General features: G+C 64.2%; 14 protein-coding genes and 1 pseudogene. 6 read left to right on the top strand and 9 right to left on the bottom strand.

Features of this window, described 5'->3' with window-relative positions; all coding sequences use genetic code 11:
* Nucleotides 1–150 precede the first annotated feature (150 nt).
* The 7 genes and pseudogenes from XH88_RS15585 to pqqA form a co-directional block, all read right to left on the bottom strand.
* Nucleotides 151–333 (bottom strand): annotated as a pseudogene (locus XH88_RS15585) (hypothetical protein); the annotation flags it as partial.
* Between the two features lie 108 nt (nucleotides 334–441).
* Entirely contained in the window at nucleotides 442–1,428 is a 987-nt protein-coding gene (gene pip, locus XH88_RS15590) for a prolyl aminopeptidase (protein ID WP_271669187.1), read from the bottom strand.
* Nucleotides 1,418–2,608: a pyrroloquinoline quinone biosynthesis protein PqqE gene (gene pqqE, locus XH88_RS15595; protein ID WP_271669188.1), complete on the bottom strand. Its 1,191-nt coding sequence runs from the start codon at nucleotides 2,606–2,608 to the stop codon at nucleotides 1,418–1,420. Before pqqE ends, pip begins: the two co-directional genes overlap by 11 nt.
* A complete protein-coding gene (pqqD, locus tag XH88_RS15600; protein ID WP_271669189.1) occupies nucleotides 2,605–2,916 on the bottom strand; it encodes a pyrroloquinoline quinone biosynthesis peptide chaperone PqqD in 312 nt (103 codons plus the stop codon). The genes pqqE and pqqD overlap by 4 nt, the downstream gene beginning before the upstream one ends.
* A gap of 11 nt (nucleotides 2,917–2,927) precedes the next feature.
* Nucleotides 2,928–3,707, bottom strand: coding sequence for a pyrroloquinoline-quinone synthase PqqC (gene pqqC, locus XH88_RS15605; protein WP_271669190.1), 780 nt, complete (start codon nucleotides 3,705–3,707; stop codon nucleotides 2,928–2,930).
* Complete coding sequence (gene pqqB, locus XH88_RS15610; protein ID WP_271669191.1) at nucleotides 3,704–4,633, bottom strand: pyrroloquinoline quinone biosynthesis protein PqqB; 930 nt, start codon at nucleotides 4,631–4,633, stop codon at nucleotides 3,704–3,706. Before pqqB ends, pqqC begins: the two co-directional genes overlap by 4 nt.
* A gap of 129 nt (nucleotides 4,634–4,762) precedes the next feature.
* Nucleotides 4,763–4,843, bottom strand: a complete 81-nt coding sequence (gene pqqA / locus XH88_RS15615; RefSeq protein WP_007595659.1) for a pyrroloquinoline quinone precursor peptide PqqA — start codon at nucleotides 4,841–4,843, stop codon at nucleotides 4,763–4,765.
* Nucleotides 4,844–5,107: 264 nt separating this feature from the next.
* On the opposite strand from pqqA, the gene XH88_RS15620 reads away from it, so the two are divergent.
* The 6 genes from XH88_RS15620 (at nucleotide 5,108) to XH88_RS15645 (ending at nucleotide 9,396) form a co-directional block, all read left to right on the top strand.
* Nucleotides 5,108–5,365 (top strand): DUF6894 family protein, encoded by a 258-nt coding sequence (locus XH88_RS15620; RefSeq protein WP_188106791.1) that lies wholly within the window; start codon nucleotides 5,108–5,110, stop codon nucleotides 5,363–5,365.
* Nucleotides 5,366–5,475: 110 nt separating this feature from the next.
* Nucleotides 5,476–6,876 (top strand): amidase family protein, encoded by a 1,401-nt coding sequence (locus tag XH88_RS15625; protein WP_271669192.1) that lies wholly within the window; start codon nucleotides 5,476–5,478, stop codon nucleotides 6,874–6,876.
* A gap of 2 nt (nucleotides 6,877–6,878) precedes the next feature.
* Nucleotides 6,879–7,355 (top strand): glutathione peroxidase, encoded by a 477-nt coding sequence (locus XH88_RS15630; RefSeq protein WP_271669193.1) that lies wholly within the window; start codon nucleotides 6,879–6,881, stop codon nucleotides 7,353–7,355.
* A gap of 11 nt (nucleotides 7,356–7,366) precedes the next feature.
* Nucleotides 7,367–7,609, top strand: a complete 243-nt coding sequence (locus XH88_RS15635) for a DUF3297 family protein (RefSeq protein ID WP_164937929.1) — start codon at nucleotides 7,367–7,369, stop codon at nucleotides 7,607–7,609.
* A 126-nt stretch (nucleotides 7,610–7,735) separates the two neighbouring features.
* On the top strand, nucleotides 7,736–8,905 hold the full coding sequence (gene tarD / locus XH88_RS15640) for a D(-)-tartrate dehydratase (protein ID WP_271669194.1): 1,170 nt from the start codon (nucleotides 7,736–7,738) through the stop codon (nucleotides 8,903–8,905).
* Nucleotides 8,906–9,108: 203 nt separating this feature from the next.
* Entirely contained in the window at nucleotides 9,109–9,396 is a 288-nt protein-coding gene (locus XH88_RS15645) for a GIY-YIG nuclease family protein (RefSeq protein WP_271669195.1), read from the top strand.
* A 192-nt stretch (nucleotides 9,397–9,588) separates the two neighbouring features.
* Here XH88_RS15645 and XH88_RS15650 read toward each other — a convergent pair whose 3' ends face one another.
* Both XH88_RS15650 and XH88_RS15655 read right to left on the bottom strand, forming a co-directional pair.
* A complete protein-coding gene (locus XH88_RS15650; RefSeq protein WP_271669196.1) occupies nucleotides 9,589–10,941 on the bottom strand; it encodes a malonyl-CoA decarboxylase in 1,353 nt (450 codons plus the stop codon).
* Between the two features lie 173 nt (nucleotides 10,942–11,114).
* Complete coding sequence (locus XH88_RS15655) at nucleotides 11,115–11,966, bottom strand: AraC family transcriptional regulator (protein ID WP_271669197.1); 852 nt, start codon at nucleotides 11,964–11,966, stop codon at nucleotides 11,115–11,117.
* Nucleotides 11,967–12,011 lie beyond the last annotated feature (45 nt).

Consider the following 12,011-nt stretch of genomic DNA (forward strand, 5'->3'; position numbering starts at 1 on the left):
CATCAGGTTAGCTTATTAGAACCATCCCGGAGTACAACGGCAAATTTGCGCGCATCCCCTCTTTCATGGGAGCCAAGCGCGCACGGCATTAATAGCCGCGATCAATCATTGCGGCAGTGCAGCATCATGCATTGCGAGGAGCCCGTGCGACGGCGATGCCGCGGGACCGGTGAAGCGTTCTGCGATCGCGGTCGAGACGGCGCTGACCCTTGTGCCGTCGATCAGCACGAACCAGTCGCGTGCGCCTTCTTTGCGCACTGCCGGAATTTCAGGCGTCGCACCCGGCAATTCCGGCTCGCTTTCGAGCAGGTGCATCGAGATGATGCCTTCGCGATCTCGGTCGAATACAGGCAGAGATTGAAGTCCGCTTCATCTGAAGCGTCGATGTTCACCGACGTCAGCAGCATGCCTTTCCCGGCGAGCGGTATTTCTTGTGACCTCTTATCGCCCGATCTTCGACGCGAGGTCGGCGATCGACTTCATCACCGCATCCCGTACGCCGGCGTCATAGAGCGAATGCCCGGCTTCTTCCACGATCCTGACCTCGGAACCCGACCAAACTTTCGCGAGCGCGTGGGATGTCTCGGGAGGGCACAGCAGATCGTAGCGGCCTTGCACGATAATGCCGGGAATGCCGGCGAGCTGCCCCGCGTTTTGCAGCAACTGGTCTTCGCTCATGAAGGAATTGTTGGCGAAATAATGCGCCTCCATAAACGGCGTCGCCGGCAGCGTGCGCCAAACATTCAGCGACGCGAGGTCGAGGCGTGTCTTGGCCGCCTTATGCTCCGACAGAGCGCGCTCCGTGTCGTGCCAGGCGCGCGAGGCGGGGCCGTGGACGGCGGGATCGGCATCGAGGATGCGGCGATAATAGGCCTCCACCGGTCGCGCCCGCTCCTCCGGCGGCAGCACGCTCAGAAAATCCTCGTGCAGCGCCGGGTAGAATTGCGCCAGGCGCGTGGTGAAGGCGGTCTCGACCTCGGCTCGCGTGCCCAGAAAGGTCGCTCGCAGCGCGATAGCGGAGACGCGCTCGGGATGCGCCTCTGCATAAGCCAGCGCCAGTGTCGCGCCCCAGGAGCCGCCGACCACCATCCAGCGGTCGAAGCCGTACTTTTCGCGGATTGTCTCCATGTCCGCGACCAGGTGCGCCGTCGTGTTGTGCGCGCGCGAGCCCTTGGGCCGGCTGCGGCCGCAGCCGCGCTGGTCGAACAGCACCGCGTGCATGCGCTCGGGGTCGAACAGCCGGCGATGATCGGGCTGGCAGCCGCTGCCGGGCCCGCCATGCAGGTAGATCGCGGGGATCCCGTCGGCGCGGCCGACGCTCTCGACATAGAGCTCATGGCCGTCGCCGACATCGAGCATGTCGGAGGTCAGCGGCGCAAAGGGATCGGCGCGCCTCGCCGCTGTCCCAGCCTCGGCGTCAGGCCCCATTCTCGGATTCCAGGGTGCCGCCGGCGAAGTTGCGATAGAGGAAGCGGTTGGTCTCGCCCTCGGCCTCGGCTTCCGCCTGCTTGAAGATGGTCTCGTGCAGCGGCGACAGCGCGCAGGCCGGATCGGTGTTGGCGGCATCGCCCGTCAGCGCATAGGCCTGGCAGCGGCAGCCGCCGAAATCGATCTCGCGGAATTCGCAGGATTTGCACGGCTCCTTCATCCAGCCGGTGCCGCGATAGCGGTTGAAGGCCTCGGAGTTCTGCCAGATCCATGCGATCGAATGGTTCGAGCGCACCGATTCGAACTCGAGCCCGGTGATGCTCTCGGCGGCGTGGCAGGGCAGCACCTTGCCGGCGGGCGAAATGTTGAAGAACTGCCGGCCCCAGCCGCCCATACACTTCTTCGGCCGCAGCGCATAATAGTCAGGGACGACATAGTCGATGGCGAGCGTGCCCTTGAGCCGCTCGCGCGCTTCCTCGACGAGGCGGGTGCATTCGTCGAGCTGCGCCACCGTCGGCATCAGCGCGGCGCGGTTCTTCAGCGCCCAGCCGTAATATTGCACGTTGGCGACCTCGAGCCGGTCGGCGTCGAGATCGACCGCCATCTGGATGATCTCGGGGAGCTGATGCAAATTCTGGCGGTGCATCACCGCATTCACGGTGAGCGGCAAGTCCAGCTCGCGCGTCCATTTCGCGACTTCGAGCTTCTTGCGATGGCCGCCCTTGTAGCCGGCGACGCGATCGGTGAGGCCTTCCTCGATACCCTGGAACGAGATCTGCACGTGGCAGAGCCCGGCATCGGCGAGCTCGCCCAGCTTCGCGCGGGTCAGCAGCACGGCCGAGGTGATGAGGTTGGTGTAGAGCCCGACGTCGCTCGCATGCCTGACCAGCTCGACGAGGTCCTTGCGCGCGGTCGGCTCGCCGCCGGAGAAATGCACCTGGAGCACGCCGATCTCGGCAAGCTCGCCGAGCACCTTCTTCCATTCGTCGGTGGTCAGCTCCTTGGTGGAGCGATCGAGCTCGACCGGGTTGGAGCAATAGGGACATTGCAGCGGGCACCGGTGGGTGATCTCGAGCAGCACCGCGAGCGGAATGCCGAAGGTCTCCGCCGTCGAGCGCTGCTTCTCCAGCACCGCAAGGCTGTCGCTGGGCGGGGGTGGATTGCCGAGCACGTCGGTCATGACGTCTTCTCCCGCGCTTCGGTGAGAAAGCCCTTGTCGGCGAGATCCTGCAGCATGGCGATGACGTCGGTGAGGATCGCCTCGCGCGGCGCGGTGTATTTCGCCGCGAGTTGATCGGAGACGTCGCCGACGCTGCGCTCGCCGTTGCAGAGCTGCAGGACCTCGACCGCGATCTCGTCGGGCGCCAGCACGCGCTCCGGCGCGAGGATCACCCAGACCTTGCGCGTCTCGTCATATTTCAGCTTGGCATGCCGCGGCAGCACCGGGCGGCTTGCCTCGCTGACGCTGATGTGACGCGGCCCGGCCATTGCGCTATCCTTTAACTCGCTTTGGGCACGAACGCGCCCGGTGGAATGTTGCCCTCGACATAGGCGTAATAGAGCGCGTCGAGCTGCACCCACAACACGTTGGTCTTGAAGATCAGCGCATTGCAGACCGAGGCGCGCTCCTCCGGCGTCCGTGCATGCGTCCTGACATAGTCGAGCGCGAAATTGGCATCGCGCGGCGCCTGCGTCAGCCGCCGCTTGAAGTAGCTCATGATGTCAGGATTGACGAAGTCGTAATGCTGCAGCATGCCGGCGATGCGCTCTTCATGGATGCTCGGCGCGAACAGCTCGGTGAGCGAGGAGGCGATCGCCTCCAGCGGGCTCTTCTCGCGGCAATAGTGAACGTAGGCCTCCACCGCGAAGCGGGTCGCCGGCAGGATGCCTTCGGTCGATTCCACATAGGCGGTGTCGAGCCCGAGGCCTTCCGTCAGCTTGATCCAGCGCTCGATGCCGCCCTCGGAGCCGACATTACCGTCATGGTCCTCGATGCGGTGGCGCCATTCCAGCCGCGTGGCGCGGTCGCGGAAGCGCGAGATCACGATCGCGTCCTTGATCGGGATCGTGCTCTGGTAATAATAGCGGTTCAGCGCCCAGGCCTGCACCTGGCCTTTATTGAGCTTGCCGCCGTGCAGCAGCTTATGAAACGGATGCAGGCTGTGATAGCGCGTCGCGCCGATGTGGCGCAGCGTCGCCTCGAGCTCCTCGGCCGAGTTGAGCCTGATATCCTTGCCGATCGAGAGCGCGGTCATTCCAGTGATGGATGCGGCATTCACAGCACGATCTCCGTTCCGTCGGCGGGAATCTGCCATCCCGCTTGTTCAGCAGTCTTGCGTTCAGGCGAGGCTGGCAGCAGCGCCGGGTTCGAATTGTTGATATGCAGAAAGATCTTCCTGTCGATCTTGAGATCGGCGAGCCGCGCGATCGCGCCGTCCTCGCCGGCCATCGCGACATGCCCCATGCTCTTGCCGGTTTTGTGGCCGAGGCCGGCCCTGATCATCTCGTCGTCCTGCCAGACCGTGCCGTCGAAGAACACCAGCGCGGCGCCGTCGATCTCGGCCTTGAGCGCGTCGGTCACCTCGGCGCAGGCAGCGATGAAGTAGAAGCACTTGCCGCTCGACTTATCGGTGATCTTCAGGCCGAGCGTATCGCCGTCGCCGCTCTCGCCGCCGGGATGCACCTTGCCTTCCAGGTACCAGGCCGACTTGCCGGGCACCGCAAACGGCAGCACCTCGATCCCCGAGCGCGCGCCATCGGGCAATCGCGGCTCGAACGGCTCGCCAATGCCGATGGGCTGGCGCTTGACGTGCTTCTCGTTCAGCACATTGAAGATGCTGTTGCTGGCCAGGATCGCCAGCACCTTCTCATGCGCATAGACCGTGAAGGGCGAGCTCTCGCGCATCGAGAGCAGGCCTGCGACCGCGTCGACTTCGCTGTTGGTCAGGATCACGCCTGCAACCGGCGTATGGCGCAGCGCGCCTTCCTTGGGATGCAGCTGCGGCGTGGCGTTCAATTGCTGGCGCAGGTCGGGGGAGGCGTTGATCAGGAACCAGTGCACGCCGTCGCTGCTGAAGGCAACCGAGGCTTGGGTGCGATAAAGCTCATGTCCGTGGCTGCGGGCCGCCCGGCAGCCGTCGCAGCCGCAATTCCACTGGGGAACTCCGCCGCCGGCTGCGGCACCCAGGACGACGACGCGAAGCATGATCCGTCTCCTGGAAGGAACACGCGCGGTGGATCTCAAGCCGACGCAGCTGCCGACATAGATCCTTTCTTTCGGAAACGCGTCGTGACCGAAAAATCCACCGGCGCAGAGCGCGAGATCGCCGGCCGCTTACTTGCGGGTGGCGCTCACATACATGTTGATTTCCATGCCGCACGGCACTTCGACGATCTTCGGGGCTTTCCAGGCCATTTTGGCTCTCCATCGTTGCGAACTCGGACGTATCCGCCCGACCGCTAAATTAGTGCGGGCGGAAAAGTTCGCTAGTGAAATTTTCCCGGACATAGGTAGTAGGCCGTCGGAATTGCTGCACTGCAAGGAGAGCGTATCACCGCCGTAAAGATGAACGAATGCCATGCGCAAAAGCGTTGATAGGTCGTGCTCTCTGCCGGGATAAACCAGTTGTGAGCATAGAACGGCTTTCAATCGCCTGCAGGCGACCCCATTGGATCAGGCATGCCCAGATATTTCTTCAACACCCGCATCGGCGACGAATTGATCGTGGATCCTGACGGCGAGGATCTGCGCAACCCCGATCGTGCCTGGGAGGTCGCCCGCCAGATGATCCTGGAGGTGGTGAAATCCGAGGGCGCCCAGCCGGCCCTGCTCGAGGCGGTCATCGAGGTCACCGACGTCGCCGGCGAGATCGTGCTGGAGTTTCCCTTCAGCGAAGCGCTGCTGGACATGCCGGACCAGTCCGCGACGAGGCATTGAGCCGGACCGCGGACGCGGCCCCGCTCTCTCCACGGCAATGACGCCTGCGAAATCCGCATGGCTTTGACGCGTTCCCGGCGCTAAAAGACGCCAGTCACACGGAGCACGTCATGCAAGATCTCTGGCGCCTGTCGGCCGCCGACCTCGCCACCCTCGTCAAGACCAGGAAAGTGTCCGCCCGGGAGGCCGCCAAGGCCGGCCTCGACCGCCTGGACGCCGTCAATCCCAGGCTCAACGCCGTGATCGACCACCGGCCCGAGGACGTGCTCAAGCAGGCCGACGCCGTCGATGCCGTCATCGCAAGGGGCGAGGATCCCGGCGTGCTCGCCGGCGTGCCCGTCACCATCAAGGCCAATGTCGACCAGGCGGGCTTTGCCACCACCAACGGCCTCAAGCTGCAGCGCGATTTGATCGCACGCGAGGACAATCCCGTCGTCGCCAATTTCCGCAAAGCCGGCGCGGTTCTCCTCGGGCGCACCAATTGCCCGGCCTTCTCCTATCGCTGGTTCACCACCAACCTCGTGCATGGCGACACCAAAAACCCGCGCGATGCCTCGCTGACGCCAGGCGGCTCGTCCGGCGGCGCCGGCTCGGCGGTCGCCGCCGGCATCGGCCACATCGCTCACGGCACCGACATCGCCGGCTCGATCCGCTATCCCGCCTATGCCTGCGGCGTGCACGGCCTGCGCCCGACCTTGGGCCGCATCCCCGCCTTCAATCCGGCGCTGCCGGAGCGTCCGATCGGGCCGCAGATCATGGCGGTCTCGGGCCCGCTGGCACGTACGGTCAACGATCTCAGGATCGCGCTCGAAGCGATGGCGGCTCGCGACATCCGCGATCCCTGGTTCGCACCAGTGCCGCTGCAAGGCCCCGCGCGTCAGAAGCACGCCGCGCTCTGCCTCGATCCGGACGGCCTCGCCACCACGCCGGAGGTGAAGGCAGCGGTGAGCGACGCCGGCAAGCGGCTCGAGCGTGCCGGCTGGACCGTCGATGTCATCGAGAACACCCCGCCGATGCGCGAGGCTGTCGAGTGGCAGATCAAGCTTTGGCTCGGCGACGGCTATGAGGCACAGTTGGAGGCGGCGGAGCGCGAGGGCGACCCCGGCGCGCTGGCCTGCCTGCGCGGCAACCGCGCCAGGGTCACGCCGATGGACCAGCCGACTTACGCCAGGGCGCTGACGAGCCGCGCCACGCTGACGCGCGAGTGGATGCTGTTCTTCGAGACCTACGCCGTGCTGCTGACGCCGGTTTCCGGCGAGTTGCCGTTCCCAGATCATCTCGATCGCAAGGACGATGCCTCCTTCAAGCGCGTCTGGGAAGCCCAGCTGCCGCAGATCGCGATTCCCTTCATGGGCCTGCCGGGCCTCGTGGTCTCCACCGGCCTCGTCGGCAAGTCGCCGGTCGGCGTGCACATTGTCTCCGGCCGCTATCGCGAGGATCTCTGCCTGCTCGCAGGCGAGGCGATCGAGGCCGGCGGCGTGCCGCCGTCGCCGATCGATCCAGTGGGTTAGCGATGTCCGACATCTACGACTTCAAGGCCAATTCGCTTGCGGGCGAAGAGGTGTCGATGCGCCGCTTCGAGGGGCAGGTGCTCTTGATCGTCAACACCGCGAGCAAATGCGGCTTCACGCCGCAATATCGCGGGCTCGAGGATCTGCATCGGGATCTGTCGCCCCGCGGCTTTTCCGTGCTCGGCTTTCCCTGCAACCAGTTCGGTGCGCAGGAGCCGGGCCAGGCCAGCGAGATCCATGCGTTCTGCTCGACCAATTACGACGTCACCTTTCCCTTGTTCGAGAAGATCGACGTCAACGGCGCCCACGCGCATCCCTTGTACGAGTACCTGAAACGCCAGCAATCCGGTCTGCTGGGTGCCTCCATCAAATGGAATTTCACCAAATTCCTGGTGGACCGTGCCGGCAAGGTGGTCGCCCGCTATGCGCCGACCGCGCGGCCCGAAGGACTGCGGCATCAAATCGAAACACTGTTGTGAGCGAGACATCAATGAGCGACGAATTCCCGGACCGCCTGTCGGTCGATCCGAACAGCCCCTATTACAACGCGGACATCCTGTCGCGCGACGTCGGCATCCGCTTCAAGGGCATCGAGAAGACCAATGTCGAGGAATACTGCATCAGCGAAGGCTGGGTCCGCGTCACCGCCGGCAATGCCAAGGACCGCTACGGCAACCCGCTGACCATCAAGGTGCACGGCCCGGTCGAGCCGTATTTCAGGGATAAGAAATAGGCGCAGCGTGAACTCTCTCCTCGTCATTGCGAGGAGCTCTTGCGACGAAGCAATCCAGATGATTTCCGCGGAGACAGACTGGATTGCTTCGCTTCGCTCGCAATGACGACAGTGAAAGGCCACCTTATGTCCGTCCGCATCGTCGACGTCCGCGAGATCACCAAGCCGATCTCGTCCCCGATCCGCAACGCCTATATCGACTTCACCAAGATGACGACCAGCCTCGTTGCCGTCGTCACCGACGTGGTGCGCGACGGCAAGCGCGTCATCGGCTACGGCTTCAACTCCAACGGCCGCTACGGGCAGGGCGGCCTGATCCGCGAGCGCTTCGCCTCGCGCATTCTCGAGGCCGATCAAAAGAAGCTTCTGAACGAGGTGGGCGACAATCTCGACCCCGACAAGGTCTGGGGCGCGATGATGACGAACGAGAAGCCGGGCGGCCATGGCGAGCGTTCGGTCGCGGTTGGCACCATCGACATGGCGGTGTGGGATGCGGTGGCGAAGATCGCGGGCAAGCCGCTGTTCCGCCTCATCGCCGAACGTCACGGCCGGCAAGCCAATCCGCGCGTCTTCGTCTACGCCGCCGGCGGCTATTACTATCCCGGCAAGGGGCTCTCGATGCTGCGCGGCGAGATGCGCAGCTATCTCGATCGCGGCTACAACGTCGTGAAGATGAAGATCGGCGGTGCTGATATCGACGAGGATCGCATGCGGATCGAGGCGGTGCTGGAAGAGATCGGCAAGGACGCCCAGCTCGCCGTCGACGCCAACGGTCGCTTCAACCTCGAGACCGGCATCGCCTACGCCAAGATGCTGCGCGATTACCCGCTGTTCTGGTACGAGGAAGTCGGCGATCCCCTCGACTACGCGCTGCAGGCCGCGCTCGCCGAATTCTATCCGGGTGCGATGGCGACAGGCGAGAATCTCTTCAGCCACCAGGACGCTCGCAATTTGATCCGCTACGGCGGCATGCGCCCGGATCGCGACTGGCTGCAATTCGACTGCGCGCTGTCCTACGGCCTGTGCGAATACCAGCGCACGCTGGAAGTCCTGAAGACCCACGGCTGGTCGCCCAGCCGCTGCATCCCGCACGGTGGCCACCAGATGTCGCTCAACATCGCGGCCGGCCTCGGCCTGGGGGGCAACGAAAGCTATCCCGACCTCTTCCAGCCCTATGGCGGCTTCCCCGACGGCGTCCGCGTCGAGAACGGCCACATCACCATGCCCGACCTCCCGGGCATCGGCTTCGAGGGCAAGTCCGATCTCTACAAGGAGATGAAGGCGCTGGCGGAGTAGGCGGCGCGCTGACGCGTACTCCATCATTGCGAGCGAAGCGAAGCAATCCAGAATCTTTCCTCTGAGGCAGTCTGGATTGCTTCGCTACGCTCGCAATGACGGTGTGACGACTATCCCGCGATTTATTGCATTCGTCGAGTGTTTTGCTCGCAATCATCCCGTGGTTGTGCTATCATTAAAATTCGCTCAAGATGAATGTATTCATGAAGCAGCCCTGCGTCTACATGTTCGCCAATCGCCGCAACGGGACGATCTACGTCGGCGTCACCTCGAATCCTCCGCGTCGCGCGTTCGAGCATCGCGAAGGTCTGGTGAGGGGCTTCTCCTCGAAGTACGGCTGCAAACTCCTCGTCTGGTACGAACTGCACGCAACCATGACCGATGCGATCACGCGCGAGAAACAGATCAAGGGCGGCAGCCGCGCAAAGAAGCTCGCGCTGATCGAAAGCGTCAATCCGGACTGGAAGGATTTGTACGAGACGCGGATCTGACTGCCGGAATACGCGCGATGACCAAGCGACCGACGGCCGCGCCACACACTCCGTCATTGCGAGCGCAGCGAAGCAATCCAGAATCCCCCCCGGAAAGACTCTGGATTAGTTCGTCGCATCAGCGCAAAATTGCTTCGCAATTTTGTCGCGAGCTCCTCGCAATGACGGTGGAGAGAGCCCTCAGTCCGCCCCTTACGACAACCGCATATCCAGCAGCCTGCGTCCTTCGCCCTTCAAGAGCTTCTTCACCGCGCTCGAGGCCACGACCTCGCCGTCGTTGGCGTAGGCTTCGTGGTTCTTCTCGATGTCGTCGAGGCGGTAGAGATAGTTGACCATCACGCCGGCCGATTCCCGCAGGCCCTTGGGCGAGAGGTCCCCGAACCAGTTGATGCGCTCGAGGCGGGCGCCGTTGCCGAGGTGGAAGCGGGCGACGGAGTCGATCAGGCGGCCCTTCGGCGTGCGCGCCTTCAGGAAGTAGTGCGCGGCGAGCGGCTCGATCACGCCGCGCAGCTGCGCGGTCGTCTCGGGGTTCTCGAACCATTTGGGATCGTCGAGCCGCTTCAGCAGTTCGCGATCCTCGTCCGACAGCGGCAGCTCCTTGTCCTGCTTGATCCATGGCATGAAGCCCGGCACCGGCGACAGCGTCACGAAGGTGTCGAGCTTGGGCAGTTCGCGGCGCAGCTCCTCGACCACCTGCTTGATCAGGAAGCTGCCGAAGGAGATGCCGCCGAGGCCGCGCTGGGTGTTGGAGATCGAATAGAACACGGCGGTGCGTGCCTTCTCGGTCGGAAGGTACTGGCGATCGACCGCAAGCAGCGGCGCGATCGCGCCCGGAATCGTCTCGGTCAGCGCCACCTCGACGAAGATCAGGGGTTCGTCGACCATAGCAGGGTGGAAGAACGCGTAGCAGCGGCGGTCGACCGGATCGATGCGGCGGCGCAGATCGTCCCAGTCGCTGATCTCGTGCACGGCCTCATAGCGGATGATCTTTTCGAGGATGTTGGCCGGGGTCGACCAGTCAATCCGGCGCAGCACGAGAAACCCCCTGTTGAACCACGACGAGAGAAGATGCGAGATGTCGCGATCGAGCGCGGCGAGATCGGTGTGTCCGTTCATCATGCCGAGCAGGTCGGCGCGCATGGCGACGAGATCGCCGGTGCCGCCCGGCGCGCGGTTGAGGCGGCGGATCAGCTCCTGCCGCCGCGGTTCCGAGGCGAAATGCAGCGCGCTCGCGTCCTCGTCGTCAGGCTTGGTGCGCCATGCCTCGATCGCCTTGGTCAGGCGCTCGCGGTCCGGGCCGAAATCGCGCACCAGCCCTTCGAAGAAGGCGCGGCGTCCTGCCGCGTCCAGCTCCCGGTAGATGTCGAGCACCTCGCGCGCCATGGCGGTGCCGGAGGCCTCGCCCCGACCCGACAACAGCGCGCCGCAGAGCGCGATCAGCCCGTCGGCATCCTGTTTGGTGTCAGCGGAATCCCCCCGTCGCAGCAGCGTGCGGCCGCGCTCGGAAATTGTGGCGAGCAGGTCGGAGAAGAAGGCATTGGCCATCTGGGCTTTTCGAATCCGGGTTTGTGCGGTGCGGAAGCTTACACGGGATTTAGGCGGAAGCCGATCACAATCAAGCGGCGGAATGCGGCATCTTTAGTCGGGCTGTGCATCCCCGATGACGCTGTCATGCCACGGCTTGACCGGGGCATCCAGTACGCCGCGGCTTGACGGTTCTAGCCGCGCCGTCTCGGAGTACTGGATCGCCCGGTCAAGCCGGGCGATGACCCAGAGTGTGTGACAAACTCCGTCGGCGTCCGCCCGGTCACTTGCCGGAAGGCCGCTGAAAACGCCGAAACGCTGGCATAGCCGAGCTGGGTCGCGAGCTGCTTCACCGAGAAATTGTTATCGGTTGATAAAAGCAGGATCGCCGACGCGATGCGGGCGCGCTGGCACCAGCTCTTGAAGCTGAGCTGCGTCTCGGTCGAGAACAGCCGCGACAGGGTCCGGGCGGAGGTTCCAACCTCCCGCGCCAGGGTGTCGATATCGTGGAGCCCGGTAGGATCATCGAGCACGATCATCGCGGCGCGCCGGCAGCGCGGCTCCTGCGGCAGCGGCACGAAGGTCGCGGAATCCTCGGCCTGATGCAATTCCAGCATGACCAGGCGCACCAAGAGCGCGGTGCGTTCTTCGGTGTTGCGCGGGTCGAACAGCGCCAGGATCGCCTGGTTGAGCAGCGGCGACACCCGCACCACGAATTCCCTGGTCAGTCCCTCATGGCGATTTTCGCGCTTCAGCCAGGCGAGATCAAAATACAAGGTGCGCATCTCGATGTCGGCAAGCAGGTCGATGGCATGCTCCAGCCCGGCCGGCACCCAGACCGCGCGGTCCGGCGGCACCAGCCAGCGCCCGCCGGGCGTCGTCACCTGCATCGTGCCCTTTGCCGCATAGATCAGCTGCGCCTCACGGTGCATGTGCGGATCGATCCGCATGCCTCGCGGATAATCGCGCGCGACCAGGTGCACGCCCGCCGGCGAGCGGTGATTGCTCCGGACCTCCCGCAGGATTGGCGTTTCCAAGACAGTCATTGGCAGCATCCCGTGATGGCCATGACATATAACTCATTTCGGAAC

The sequence above is a fragment of the Bradyrhizobium sp. CCBAU 51627 genome (assembly GCF_028128765.1).
In the GTDB taxonomy this organism is placed as follows: domain Bacteria; phylum Pseudomonadota; class Alphaproteobacteria; order Rhizobiales; family Xanthobacteraceae; genus Bradyrhizobium.

What these genes read in the sequence shown, in the direction of transcription:
- pip (WP_271669187.1), bottom strand. Translation starts at nt 1,428, where the DNA reads ATGGGGCCTGACGCCGAGGCTGGGACAGCGGCGAGGCGCGCCGATCCC.
- pqqE (WP_271669188.1), bottom strand. Translation starts at nt 2,608, where the DNA reads ATGACCGACGTGCTCGGCAATCCACCCCCGCCCAGCGACAGCCTTGCG.
- pqqD (WP_271669189.1), bottom strand. Translation starts at nt 2,916, where the DNA reads ATGGCCGGGCCGCGTCACATCAGCGTCAGCGAGGCAAGCCGCCCGGTG.
- pqqB (WP_271669191.1), bottom strand. Translation starts at nt 4,633, where the DNA reads ATGCTTCGCGTCGTCGTCCTGGGTGCCGCAGCCGGCGGCGGAGTTCCC.
- pqqA (WP_007595659.1), bottom strand. Translation starts at nt 4,843, where the DNA reads ATGGCCTGGAAAGCCCCGAAGATCGTCGAAGTGCCGTGCGGCATGGAA.
- XH88_RS15620 (WP_188106791.1), top strand. Translation starts at nt 5,108, where the DNA reads ATGCCCAGATATTTCTTCAACACCCGCATCGGCGACGAATTGATCGTG.
- XH88_RS15625 (WP_271669192.1), top strand. Translation starts at nt 5,476, where the DNA reads ATGCAAGATCTCTGGCGCCTGTCGGCCGCCGACCTCGCCACCCTCGTC.
- XH88_RS15630 (WP_271669193.1), top strand. Translation starts at nt 6,879, where the DNA reads ATGTCCGACATCTACGACTTCAAGGCCAATTCGCTTGCGGGCGAAGAG.
- XH88_RS15635 (WP_164937929.1), top strand. Translation starts at nt 7,367, where the DNA reads ATGAGCGACGAATTCCCGGACCGCCTGTCGGTCGATCCGAACAGCCCC.
- tarD (WP_271669194.1), top strand. Translation starts at nt 7,736, where the DNA reads ATGTCCGTCCGCATCGTCGACGTCCGCGAGATCACCAAGCCGATCTCG.
- XH88_RS15645 (WP_271669195.1), top strand. Translation starts at nt 9,109, where the DNA reads ATGAAGCAGCCCTGCGTCTACATGTTCGCCAATCGCCGCAACGGGACG.
- XH88_RS15650 (WP_271669196.1), bottom strand. Translation starts at nt 10,941, where the DNA reads ATGGCCAATGCCTTCTTCTCCGACCTGCTCGCCACAATTTCCGAGCGC.
- XH88_RS15655 (WP_271669197.1), bottom strand. Translation starts at nt 11,966, where the DNA reads ATGACTGTCTTGGAAACGCCAATCCTGCGGGAGGTCCGGAGCAATCAC.